Annotated in this window: 9 protein-coding genes and 1 pseudogene; 1 reads left to right on the top strand and 9 read right to left on the bottom strand. The window is 77.8% G+C overall.

The features are described from left to right. Window positions 1–57: 57 nt before the first annotated feature. From topA to WDZ17_RS15600, 5 genes and pseudogenes are all read right to left on the bottom strand, one after another. Window positions 58–2,943, bottom strand: a complete 2,886-nt coding sequence (topA, locus tag WDZ17_RS15620) for a type I DNA topoisomerase (protein ID WP_339576108.1) — start codon at window positions 2,941–2,943, stop codon at window positions 58–60. Window positions 2,944–3,806: 863 nt separating this feature from the next. Further along, window positions 3,807–4,307: pseudogene (locus tag WDZ17_RS17535) on the bottom strand (DUF309 domain-containing protein); the annotation flags it as partial. Further along, on the bottom strand, window positions 4,304–5,878 hold the full coding sequence (locus WDZ17_RS15610; protein WP_339576106.1) for a DUF7059 domain-containing protein: 1,575 nt from the start codon (window positions 5,876–5,878) through the stop codon (window positions 4,304–4,306). The gene WDZ17_RS15610 and the pseudogene WDZ17_RS17535, both read right to left, overlap by 4 nt. Before the next feature lie 38 nt (window positions 5,879–5,916). Then, on the bottom strand, window positions 5,917–6,735 hold the full coding sequence (locus WDZ17_RS15605; RefSeq protein WP_339576105.1) for a phosphatase PAP2 family protein: 819 nt from the start codon (window positions 6,733–6,735) through the stop codon (window positions 5,917–5,919). A gap of 77 nt (window positions 6,736–6,812) precedes the next feature. Continuing rightward, complete coding sequence (locus tag WDZ17_RS15600) at window positions 6,813–7,166, bottom strand: STAS domain-containing protein (protein WP_339576104.1); 354 nt, start codon at window positions 7,164–7,166, stop codon at window positions 6,813–6,815. 142 nt (window positions 7,167–7,308) lie between these two features. Here WDZ17_RS15600 and WDZ17_RS15595 point away from each other — a divergent pair, with 142 nt between their 5' ends. Next, window positions 7,309–9,786 (top strand): DEAD/DEAH box helicase, encoded by a 2,478-nt coding sequence (locus WDZ17_RS15595; protein WP_339576103.1) that lies wholly within the window; start codon window positions 7,309–7,311, stop codon window positions 9,784–9,786. A 104-nt stretch (window positions 9,787–9,890) separates the two neighbouring features. Here the strand turns inward: WDZ17_RS15595 and WDZ17_RS15590 are convergent, their stop codons facing one another. From WDZ17_RS15590 to WDZ17_RS15575, 4 genes are all read right to left on the bottom strand, one after another. Continuing rightward, a complete protein-coding gene (locus WDZ17_RS15590) occupies window positions 9,891–10,370 on the bottom strand; it encodes an Rv3654c family TadE-like protein (RefSeq protein ID WP_339576102.1) in 480 nt (159 codons plus the stop codon). Then, entirely contained in the window at window positions 10,367–10,705 is a 339-nt protein-coding gene (locus WDZ17_RS15585; RefSeq protein ID WP_339576101.1) for a TadE family type IV pilus minor pilin, read from the bottom strand. Before WDZ17_RS15585 ends, WDZ17_RS15590 begins: the two co-directional genes overlap by 4 nt. A 140-nt stretch (window positions 10,706–10,845) precedes the next feature. Beyond that, complete coding sequence (locus WDZ17_RS15580; RefSeq protein WP_339576100.1) at window positions 10,846–11,124, bottom strand: DUF4244 domain-containing protein; 279 nt, start codon at window positions 11,122–11,124, stop codon at window positions 10,846–10,848. A 508-nt stretch (window positions 11,125–11,632) separates the two neighbouring features. Next, the coding region (locus WDZ17_RS15575) for a hypothetical protein (protein ID WP_339576099.1) at window positions 11,633–11,888 on the bottom strand (256 nt) is incomplete at its 5' end.

Here is an 11,888-nt window from a genome sequence, read left to right as displayed (position 1 = left end):
AGGGCCGCACCCACCGGGTGCTCCCCTCCTGCGTGTCCGGACGAGGCGCGGCCCGGGTCAGCCCTGGGCGGGTTCCTTCTTCGCCGCGGGCTTCCTCGCGGCCGGCTTCTTCGCGGCGGGCTTCCTGGCCGGGGCCTTGCGCGCCGGCTTCTTCGCCGGTCCACGGTCCCGCTTGTCCTGCAGCAGCTCTGCGGCGCGCTCCGGCGTGATCGACTCGGGTGCGTCGTCGGTCCGCAGGGTGGCGTTGGTCTCGCCGTCGGTGACGTAGGGGCCGAAGCGCCCGTCCTTGACGACGACCGGCCTGCCCGACACGGGGTCGTCCCCGAGCTCGCGCAGCGGCGGCTTCGCCGTCCGGCCGCGCCCGCGCTTGGGCTGGGCGTAGAGCGCCAGCGCCTGCTCGAGGGTCACGTCGAAGAGCTGGTCCTCGGACTCCAGCGAGCGGGAGTCGGTGCCCTTCTTGAGGTACGGCCCGTAGCGGCCGTTCTGGGCGGTGATCTCGGTGTCGTCGGCCGGGTCGACGCCGACCACGCGCGGCAGCGAGAGCAGCCGCAGCGCGTCGTCGAGCGTCACGGTCTCGACCTGCATGGTCGCGAAGAGCGACGCCGTCGGCGGCTTCGGCTTCGCCGGGGCCTTCTTGCGCCCCTTCGGCTTCTCCTCCGGCTCCGGCGGGTCCTCGACGACCTCGGTGACGTAGGGCCCGAAGCGACCCGACCGCGCGACGACGGAGCGCCCGCTGCCGGGGTTCACGCCGAGCACGCGATCGCCCTCGGACTGGGTGGCGAGCAGCTGCCGGGCCTTCTCGACCGTCAGCTCGTCGGGGGCGACGTCGTCGGGCACGGAGGCCCGCTGCGGCTCGCCGTCCTCGCCGGTCGCCTCGAGGTAGGGCCCGTAGCGCCCGACGCGCAGGGTGATGCCCTCGCCGATCGGCACCGAGTTGACCTCGCGGGCGTCGATGTCGCCGAGGTCGTCCACGAGCGGCTTGAGGCCCTCGGGGACGGCCTCGCCGGCGGCGCCGGCCGGGCTCGCTCCGCCGGGTCCCCCACCGGTGCCCGCGCCGGTCCCCGCGTCGTCACCGCCGGGACCGCCCTCGGCGCCGAGCGGTCCGTAGTAGAAGCGGGTGAGCCAGCTGCGGCGCTCCTCGGCGCCGGAGGCGATGCGGTCGAGCTCCTCCTCCATCGACGCCGTGAAGCGGTAGTCCACGAGCTGGCCGAAGTGCTCCTCCAGGAGCCGGGTGACGGCGAAGGCGAGCCACGTGGGCACGAGCGCCGAGCCACGGTGCTGCACGTAGCCGCGGTCGGCGATGACGGAGATCGTCGCCGCGTACGTCGAGGGCCGTCCGATGCCCAGCTGCTCCAGCGCCTTGACGAGGCTCGCCTCGGTGTAGCGGGGCGGGGGCGAGGTGCGGTGGTCGGCGGCGACGACGTCGGACAGGTCGACGCCCTGGCCCTCGGCGAGCTCCGGCAGGCGGCCGTCCGAGCCGTCCTGCGCGTCCTCGCCGGAGCCGTGCCGGTCCTCGTCGCGGCTCTCCTCGTAGGCGGCCATGAAGCCGCGGAAGGTGATGACAGTGCCGGACGCCGAGAGCTCGACGTCCTGGCCGGCGACGCGGGCCTCGGTCGTCAGCGGCGTCGCGGGGACGGTCGCCCCCAGGCGCACCGACGCGGTCGAGCCGCGGGCGTCGGCCATCTGGCTCGCGACGGTGCGCTTCCAGATCAGCTCGTAGAGACGGAACTCGTCGCCGCGCAGCTCGCCGGAGACCTGGGCGGGGGTGCGGAAGCTGTCCCCGGCCGGCCGGATCGCCTCGTGCGCCTCCTGCGCGTTCTTGGCCTTGGAGGCGTAGACGCGGGGGGAGGCCGGGACGAAGTCGGGCCCGTAGAGCTCGCTCGCCTGGCGGCGGGCGGCCCGGACGGCCTCGCCGGACAGCGCGACCGAGTCGGTGCGCATGTACGTGATGTAGCCGTTCTCGTACAGCGACTGGGCGGTCCGCATGGTCGCCCGCGCGTTCGAGCGCAGCTTGCGCGAGGCCTCCTGCTGCAGCGTCGAGGTCGTGAACGGCGCGGCCGGCCGCCGCGTGTACGGCTTGGTGTCGACCGAGGTGACCCGCGCCCCGAGGTCGCTGCCGGCCTCGCCGAGGGCCGAGGCCAGGGCACCGGCCACCGGCCCGTCGAGGACGACGGCGTCGCCGGTCAGGCGCCCCGCGTCGTCGAAGTCGCGGCCCGTGGCCGTGCGGCGCCCGTCCAGGCGGGTCAGGCGCGCCCGGAACGCCTGGCCGGCCGTCTCGTCGGCGGCGGCGACCTGCGCCGTGAGGTCCCAGTACTCGGCGGCGCGGAACGCCATCCGCTCGCGCTCGCGCTCGACGACGAGGCGGGTGGCCACGGACTGCACGCGGCCGGCGGACAGGCCGGCGCGGACCTTGCGCCACAGGACGGGCGAGACCTCGTAGCCGTAGAGGCGGTCCAGGATCCGACGGGTCTCCTGGGCGTCGACGAGGTCGGTGTCGATGTCCCGGGTGGACTCCAGCGCCCGCTGGATCGCCTCACGGGTGATCTCGTGGAAGACCATGCGCCGCACGGGGACCGACGGCTTGAGCGTCTGCAGCAAGTGCCAGGCGATGGCCTCGCCCTCGCGGTCGCCGTCCGTCGCGAGGAAGAGCTCGTCCGCGTCCTTGAGGAGCCGCTTGAGCTCGGTGACCTTCTTCTTCTTGTCCGCGTCGACGACGTAGTACGGCTCGAAGCCGTTCTCGACGTCGACGGCGAAGCGGCCGAAGGGGCCCTTCTTCATGTCGGCGGGCAGCTCGCTCGGCTGCGGGAGGTCGCGGATGTGACCGACGCTGGCCTCGACGTCGTAGCCGTCGCCGAGGTAGCCGGCGATCTTCCGGGCCTTCGCGGGCGACTCGACGATGACGAGCCGTCGCGTCCCGGTGCGCGTCGCGGTGGTGCCTGCCACGGTGCCCCGTCCTCCTCCGTCGTCCGTCGTCCGTCGGCAGCCGTGCTGCGCCGCGGTCGACCGGCGGGCCGTGCCCGCCCCGTCGGGAGACCGTACGCGTCCGGACCCCGTGGTCGCGCACCGCTTCCACCGCGCACGCACCGCAGCGCCGCCCCGGGCGCCGGGGGTCAGCCGGGCCGGTCGGCCCGGGCCGGGTCGGTGCCGGACGGGTCGGACGGGTCGGACGGGTCGGACCCGGGCAGGTCGACCAGGCGCCCGCGCATCTCGACGAAGACCTCGCCCGCCGGCCCGGGCGGCAGCGCCGCGAAGCGGTCCCGCGCGGTCAGCCCGAGCCGCGCGAGCACCCCCAGGGCCCGGGCGTCGGCCTCGCGCGCCACGGCGCGCAGCTCCTCGGGCGCCGACGGCCCCTCGCGCAGCGCGGTGACGAGCATCGTCAGCGCCCGGCCGCCGAGCCCGGCGCCGACGAGGTCCGGCCGGACCCCGAGGCCGACGTCGAGGACGTCGGGGCGCCCGCCCGTCGGGCCCGCGCCGACGTCCCGGCCCGGACGCCGGTCCTGTCGCCGGTCCTGTCGCCGGTGCGGCTGCCCGGGCACGGTGGCCTCCACCCCGAGGCACACGAGCGCCACCACCTCGCCGTCGCCGTCCAGGACCGGCTCGTACCCCTCGCGACCGCCGGGCGAGCGGCGGACGAGGCCCGCCGCGGCCTGCGCGGGCAGGTCGTGCCGGTCGTGCGGCGGCGGGTAGCGCCAGCCGACGACGGCGGCCGCCTCCCGGGCGCTCAGCGCCCGGCGCTCCAGCCGCAGCCCGCGTGGACCGGCGCCGCTCCCGCTCGACGGGCGGCGGCGGATCCGGGGCGAGCGCGGCGGCACCGGCGGGTCGGGCGTCCCCGCACGCGCCCGGTCGTCGACCACCTCGAGGAGCCGCGACGACCAGTCGAGCAGGCCGTCGACGTCGACGAGCGCCCCGCCGTCCGGGGACGGGTCCGAGGTCCCGGACGCCCAGGGGGCCACCCGTCCCCGTCCTCGGCGCAGGAGCACCCCGGCGCCACGGTCGTTGCCGCGCAGGTGGTGGGTGAGGCCGACGGCCAGCTGCGCCATCCCCTGCCACAGGTCGCGCTCGGCCGCCGGGGCCGACTTCCAGACCGCCTCGAGCACCTCGTGGGCGTGGAACGGCATGCCCGCGTCGAGCAGCCGCTGCGCCTCCACGAGCGCCTCGCGCGGCGGGAGGTCCAGGTCCTCCGGCACGCGGGGGACGCCCTCGGCGCCGCGCGGCAGCGGGCGCCCCAGGACGTCACGGGGCCGCGCGTTCTGGGCGCGCCCCCGCTCGTCGCGCTCCCGCGGGCCGCCGGCGGGCGGGGCGCTCACGCCCTCCCCCCGATCAGCAGGAGCCCGTCGGCGACGAGGTGCCGCACGACCGGGACGACCTCGGCCGCGACGTCCTCCGCCGGTCGGTCGAGGAGGGCGGCCACGGCGCCGACGAGGACGCCGAGCGGCAGCTGCCCGTCGCAGGCGCCCACGACGCCCGCCGTCGCCGTGCCGACGCGGACCACGCGGCCGAAGCCGCCCCCCTGGCGCAGCAGCACGACCTCGGGGTGCTCGGCCCCCGGGCGCGCGTGGCGCTCCTCCGTGACGTCGCCCGCGACCCGCAGCCTGCGCGTCGCGAGGGCGTCGTCGGGCAGGGACGCCAGCGCCTCCTCGGCGGCGAGGACGTCGGCGACGTGGCCGCCGAGCGGTCCCGCCACGGGGCCGGGCTGCTGCTCGAGCCGGCGCAGCCGTGGCCGGGCGTCGTCGAGGGGACGCCGCAGGACCACCAGGCCGAGGCCGACGGCCTCGACCCGCCGTGACGCGAGGTCGTCGAGCCAGGCACCGACGAGACCGTCGGCCTGCGGGCCCGGCGGCTGGCCGCCGTCCCGCACCCAGGTCTCGGCGTAGGCGGCCGGGTCGAGGAGGTCGCGCTCGACCACCCACCCGTCGAGGCCGCTCGCGTCGAGCCACGCCGCGACCCGCTCCGTCCACGGCTCGCCCCTGCGGTGCTCCCAGTTGCCGAGCATCTGCGCGGTGCCGCCCGGGGCGAGGACGGCGCCGACGCCCTCGACGAGCTGCTGGACGAGCGCGTCGCCCACGAGGCCGCCGTCCCGGTAGTCGTAGGCCGGGACGTCGGGACGGCGGGGCGTGATGACGAACGGCGGGTTGGAGACCACGAGGTCGAAGGACTCCCCCGCCACGGGCTCCAGCAGGCTCCCCCGGCGCAGCTCGACCGTCCCCTCCTCGGAGGGTCCGTCGAGCGCCAGCGTCAGGGCCGCGACCCGCAGCGCCCGGGCCGAGACGTCGGTGGCGACGACCTCGTGCGCGTGGCGGCGCAGGTGCAGGGCCTGGACGCCGCACCCGGTGCCGAGGTCCAGCGCCCGCCGCACGGGCGTGCGGACGGCGGCGCCGGCCAGCGTCGTCGAGGCGCCGCCGATGCCGAGCACGTGGTCGGTGCGCAGCGGGCCGGGCGCCGCCATCTCGCCGAGGTCCGAGGCCACCCACCAGTGCGCCGGGCCGACCGCGTCGACGGCCTCGTACGGCCGCAGCTCGAGCAGCGGGGACGCCGTCCCCTGCGGACCCCGGTGGAGCAGGCCGAGGGCGGCGGCGCCCTCGAGCCCGCACCGCGGCAGCGCCGCCGCGAGGACGTCGGCGGGCACCTCCAGCCCGAGGACGAAGGCACCGACCAGCGCGGCGAGCGGGTCCCGCCGATCCAGCCCCTCGGCGACGGCGCGGCGCGCGGGCAGGGAGTGCTCGCGGTGCAGGGCCGCGGCGGCGACCGGGCCCAGCAGCTCCTCGACCGCGTCGACCCGGTACCCGGTGCCCCCGACCTCGGCGAGGTCCAGCCGCAGCGACGCGGCCAGGGACGGGTCGACCACGGGCACGTCGACGTCGGGGGAGGCGGTCTGCACGTGGCCAGGCTAGGTGCGCCCGCCTGGGCCGACGGGCGTCAGGCGGGTGTCCGCCGCAGCAGCGCGAGGACGGCCCCCAGCAGCAGCGCCGAGCCGCCGGCGGAGACGAGGACGCCCCCGGCGTAGGACAGGAGCTGGACGCCGCGACCCGCGTCCTGCGCGGCGCTCGCGACGACCACGGTCCCGGCCGCGTCGATGGCGGCCGCCGCGGCGAGGAGGGCGGCGAGGCCGAGGACGGCGCCGGCGGCGCCGGCGGCGGCAAGGGCGGCGGCCCAGCCGCGCCCGACGCGCCCGGTCGCCGAGCCGCCGAGGACGCGCAGCCCGGCCACGACGAGCGCCGTCCAGCCCGCGGTGACGAGCAGGGCCGCGGCGACGTCGCTGGGCCGGTGCCAGCCGGCGACGAGCGTCGAGACCCCCGTCGCCGCGGTGTAGGCGGCGCCGAGCAGGGCGACCGGCCCCCGGACCGCGACGGGGACCACGAGGACGAGGGCGACGGCCAGCGTGGCGGCCACGGTGGTGTGCCCGCTCGGGAGGGAGTTCGCGCTCCCCAGTCCCAGGTCGGGGCGCTGGAGCACGACGTGCTTCAGCAGCTGGGTCGTGACGTTGGCGCCCCCGACGAGGGCGACGGCGGCGACGGCCAGGCGCAGGCGGCGGCGCAGCACCGCGAGGACGACGAGGACGACGACGCCCAGGACGAGGGTCCCCTCCGAGACCAGCGACAGGACGTCGGTCGCACGACCGTCGAGCAGGTCGCGACCGCGCACCGAGCCCGCGAACGCGACCTCGTCGACGACCTGGCCGGGGCCGGTGGTGACCAGCGCAGCCCACACCGCGAGGACGCCGACGGCGGCCAGCACGGCGACGAGGAGGGGGACCGCCGGGCCGCGGGCGTCACCACGACGCGCTCGCGCGGGCGCGGCGGTCGGTGCCGCGCTCAGTCCTCGGTGCTCGAGGAGGCGGTGACCGCCTCCTCGACGGTCTCGTGGATGGGGAAGACCTTGGTGAGGCCGGTGATCCGGAACACCTTGAGGATCTTCTCCTGCGTGCAGACGAGGTGCAGCGAGCCGTCGTGGGCGCGCACCCGCTTGAGGCCGCCGACGAGGACGCCGAGGCCGGTGGAGTCGAGGAACTCGACCCCCTGCATGTCGACGACCAGGTGGTACTGGCCGTCGGCGACCAGGTCGTTGAGCCGCTCGCGCAGCTGCGGAGCGGTGTAGACGTCGATCTCGCCGCCGACGGCGACGACGGTGCGACCGCCCTGCTCGTGGCTGGTGACGGACAGGTCCACGTGTGACTCCCAGGCGTCGGGCTGTGCGGCGGCCGTGGCGACGGGCCGCCCGGCGGTGGCCGGTTGCCGCATTAGACCATCCGACGCCCGGGCCGCGCGCGCCGTCACCCGCTGTCGCACCCGCCTGGCAGCGTGCCCCGGCATGGCCCCGGTCCCCGTCTCCCTCTCGGCCGTCGGTCGCGGCACCGGCGCGGGTCCGGCCCCGCACGCGGGCCCCAGCACCCGCGCCGACGTCCGGCGTGCCGACGTCCGGGCCGCCGACGTCCGGGGGGCGGCGCTCGCTGCGCTGCTGGACCCCCCGGGTCGCGCCGAGCGTCTCCTGCACGTGCACGAGCGGCCCCGCCGGGCCGGTCGCCGGGCCCCCTGGCCCGTGTGGGCGGACGCGGAGGTCGTCTCGGCGCTCCGCCGCACCGGCGTGCCGCAGCCGTGGGAGCACCAGGTGCGCGCGGCCGACCTGGTGCGGGCCGGACGTCCGGTGGTGCTGGCGACCGGGACGGCGTCGGGCAAGTCGCTCGGCTACTGGCTGCCCGCGCTGACGGCGGCCCGCGAGCGCGGCCCTGCCCGCGACGCGTGGCGCGGCGGCGCGACCCTGTACCTCTCCCCCACGAAGTCGCTCGCGGCGGACCAGCTCGCCTCGCTGGAGGCCCTCGCCGTCCCCGGCGTCGTGGCGGCGACCTGCGACGGGGACACGCCCCGCGAGGAGCGGGCGTGGGTCCGGTCGCACGCCGACGTCGTCCTCACCAACCCCGACATGCTCTCCCGCTCCCTGCTGCCCGACCACGCCCGGTGGGCGTCGCTGCTGCGGCGGCTCCGGCACGTCGTCGTGGACGAGGCGCACGCCTACCGGGGACTGCTGGGCTCGCACGTCGCCGCCGTGCTGCGGCGGCTGCTGCGGGTGGCGGGCCGCTACGGCGCCGCACCGGTGGTCGTGCTGGCGAGCGCGACGACCGCCCGGCCCGGGCGGACGGCGCGGCGGCTCACCGGGCTCGACGTCGAGGTCGTCGACGACGACTCCTCCGAGCGGGGCGCCCTGTCGCTGCTGATGTGGCGACCGCCGCCGATGCTCCGCAGGAGCGGTCCCGTCGGCGCCGGCGGGACGGCGCACGGCGAGCCGACGGCCCGCCGTGCCGCGCCCGCCGAGACGGCCGAGCTGCTGGCCGACCTCGTCGCGGCCGGCGCGCGGACGCTCGCCTTCACGCGGTCGAGGCGGGCTGCCGAGCAGGTGTCGCTCTCCGCGCGGGCGCTGCTGGCCGAGGTGGACCCGCGGCTGCCCGGGACGGTCGCCGCCTACCGGGGCGGCTACCTCCCCGAGGAGCGCAGGACGCTGGAGCGGGACCTGCGGTCCGGCGACCTGCGCGGTCTCGCGACGACGAGCGCCCTGGAGCTCGGCGTGGACGTCCAGGGCCTCGACGCCGTCCTGCTCGCCGGGTGGCCGGGCACGCGCGCGTCGCTGTGGCAGCAGGTGGGTCGTGCCGGCCGGCGCGGCACCGACGCGGTCGCCGTCCTCGTCGCGCGGGAGGACCCGATGGACACCTACCTCGTCACCCACCCGGAGGCCGTCGTCGGCGCCGGCGTCGAGGAGGTGGTGCTCGACCCGGAGAACCCCCACGTGCTCGCGCCGCACCTGGCGGCCGCAGCCGCCGAGGCCCCCCTGCGCCCCGAGGAGCTGGGCCGCTTCGGCGACCCGACGCTGGTACGTGCCCTCCTCGACGCGCTCGCGCGCCGGGGGCTCCTGCGCCGGCGCGGCGACGGCTGGTTCTGGGTCGGGGAGGGTCGCCCTGCCGACCACGTAGACCTCCGCGGGGCGGGGGGCGAGCCCTTCTCGGTCGTCGAGGTCGCGACCGGACGCGTGGTCGGGGACGTCGACGCCGCCTCGGCGCACACCACCGTCCACCCCGGCGCGGTGCACCTGCACCGGGGGCGCACCTACGTCGTCGACGAGCTCGACCTCGGGTCCTCGACGGCGCTCGTCCGGCGCGAGGACGTCGACGTCACCACGACGGCAAGGGACGTCTCCGACGTCCGCCTGCTGTCCGAGCGGCGACGGCGGACCTGGGGGGAGGCCGCCGTGGCCACGGGAGAGGTCGAGGTGACGAGCCAGGTCGTCTCCTTCCTCCGGCGTCGGGTCGGCGACGGGAAGGTGCTCGGCGAGCACCCGCTCGACCTCCCGCCGCGGGTGCTGCGCACGTCGGCCGTGTGGCTCACCGTCCCGGAGGCGCTGCTGGAGGGCGCCGGCGTGGGGGCGACCGCCGTCCCGGGCGCGGCGCACGCCGCCGAGCACGCCGCGATCGGCCTGCTGCCGCTCGTGGCGACGAGCGACCGCTGGGACGTGGGCGGCGTCTCCACGGCGCTGCACCCGGACACCGGCCTCCCGACCGTGGTCGTCCACGACGGCGCCCCCGGCGGGGCCGGCTTCGCCGCCCGCGGCTTCGACGCCGCCCGGACGTGGTTGACCGCCACCGCTGACGCCGTCGCCGCGTGCCCGTGCCGCGACGGCTGCCCGGCGTGCGTGCAGTCACCCAAGTGCGGCAACGGGAACGAGCCGCTGGACAAGGACGGCGCCGTCCGCCTCCTGCGCGCCGCCCTCGCGGAGGCCGACGAGGACAGCGCTCACCGGTAGGACCGGCGGACGTGGGCGTGCCCGGCGTGGTCGTCGGGCCGCGTCGCCGTCTCGCCCCGCAGGTCTCCCCGCCGCCCTCCGGACCCGCCGGGCGTCGCCCGTGGTCAGGGCGACCCGGCAGGACCTGCGCGGGCGGCCGCCGTCGCCGGTCCGACGGCCGTGAGGACCCCGTCGACGGGGACGACCACGTGCACGACGACCTCCTGCCCGCCCAGCGCGCACCCGACGAGGCGTGCTCCTCCTGCCGCTGCGGTGCGACCCGCCGCACCGCAGGCGTCTCCCGTGGCCCTCCCGAGCAGCACGTCCGCGGCGGCGAGAGCCGCGAGGTCGGCGGCCGCCGTCGCCCGGTGACGGGCGACGACGGCCTGGCCCAGCACGGCGGTCGCCGTCGCGAGGAGGAGCCCGACGAGCACCAGCCCGACCACGACGACCGTCCCCGCGCCCCGCTCGTCGCTCGACGACCGAGCGGACCGGCCGGCGGGCATCCCGTCACCGGCGGGTGGGACGTCCGCGGTCCGGTCCCCCTCCGCCGGGCCCCGGCCCTGGCCCCGGCGGTGGTGGCCCGGTGGCGCGGCACTCGTCACGGCCCTCCTCCCGTCGGTGGCTCCTCGAGCATCGCGGCCGCCCGCCCCTCCACCGGCAGCGCCGGGCTCAGCGGCAGCGCCAGCTCGACCTCCTGCCGCACGACCACCTGCACGGAGGAGCCCCGAGGGACGACGTGCACCTGTGCCCCGGGGCCGGCGAGGGCCGCCGCGGTCGCAGCCACCTCGGGCTCCGCCGCCCCCCTCGCCGCGGCACGGGCGCCCGCGGCCGCCGCGTCGGTGCACCGCACCTGGGCGACGACCGCCTGGCCGACCGCAAGCACGGCCGCCAGGACGACGGCGACCGCGGTGAGCCCCACCGCGAGCTCGGCCGTCACGGCACCCCCGTCGGCACGCTGACGGGGCCGGCGGCAGGGCCCACGGGGCGACGTCCCCGAGCCGCCGGCCCGACCTGTGGCCACCGGGGCCGGCGTGCAGACGACGGACCTCGGCGACCGGAGGTGCGTGCGGCGGCACCTCACCCGACGGTCAGGGCGCGCTGGACGATGCCGAGCAGAAGCCCCCGCACCTGGTCGCTCGCCAGGAGGGCGAGGAGCAGCCCGGCGAACCCGCACGCAGCGAGCGTCGCGATGGCGTACTCGGCGGTGGCCATGCCCGCGTCGCCGACGAGACGCCCACCGTCGCGGCGCCGCCCGTCGACGGAGGCGACCTCACGCACGGACGGGACGGCGACGACCACGGAGGAGCTCGCGGAGCCCTCACCACGGCCGGAGGGCGAGACTCCGTCCGGCTCCACCTCGGTGAGCGGAGCGGGTCCGGTGCGCAGCAGGTGCGGGGACAGCGGCCCGCCGACGCCTCGACAGCCGACCGCGCGCCGTGCGCGCGGAGGACGGGCGGTGCAGCGGGAGCTCCGGTCAGTCGTGCTCTGGGACATGGTGGCCCTCCTCGTCCGGGCCGCCCGGCGCGACCCGATCGCCGAAGGCTCGCGCCGGGCGCCGCACACGGGGCCGCGTCGTGGCACACCTGTGGATCGGGCTGTCGCCGGTGGCCCTGTGGACGCCGGTCGAGGCGTCGACCGCGACGGCTCCCGGCGCCTACGTGCCTGTCGACGTCGCGGTGCGGTCACCTCGTCGCCGGCACGACCGCCGTCTCCGGAGGGCACCTTCCTTCCGGCCCGCTCGAGATCGGTAGGTCGACAGGTCCACAGATCGGCACCGCGGCGCCCACAGGCGCCGCTGCCGAACGGCCGTCCACAGCTCTCGCGGGGTGCGGGGCGTTGTCGGACCCTCCCGCTACCGTTCTCCTCAGTCGAACACCTGTTCGACGTCGGTGGCGGGGTGGACGAGGTGGTGCGCGTGGCTCTCGACGACCGGCCGCCCGTGCCCGACGGCCACGACCCGGACGGGGGTCCGGACGCACGCCCCAGCCAGGCCCCGGACGAGGTTCCGGACGAGGTTGCGGACGAGCGCCCGGGCCAGGGCCGGGACCGCGATGGTGACGCCGGCGCTGCTGGCGACGCTGGCGACGGGGCCGGCGGGTCCGGCGGGTCCGGGTGGGCGT

Origin of the sequence: Pseudokineococcus basanitobsidens (genome assembly GCF_037482545.1) — a bacterium.
Classification (GTDB): Bacteria; Actinomycetota; Actinomycetes; order Actinomycetales; family Quadrisphaeraceae; genus Pseudokineococcus; species Pseudokineococcus basanitobsidens.
The sequence above is the reverse complement of the archived record's forward strand: the minus strand, read 5'-3'. Positions and strand labels throughout refer to the sequence as shown.

Excerpts from the sequence above, each read along its gene's own strand:
- WDZ17_RS15595 (WP_339576103.1), top strand. The coding sequence starts at position 7,309 with ATGGCCCCGGTCCCCGTCTCCCTCTCGGCCGTCGGTCGCGGCACCGGC.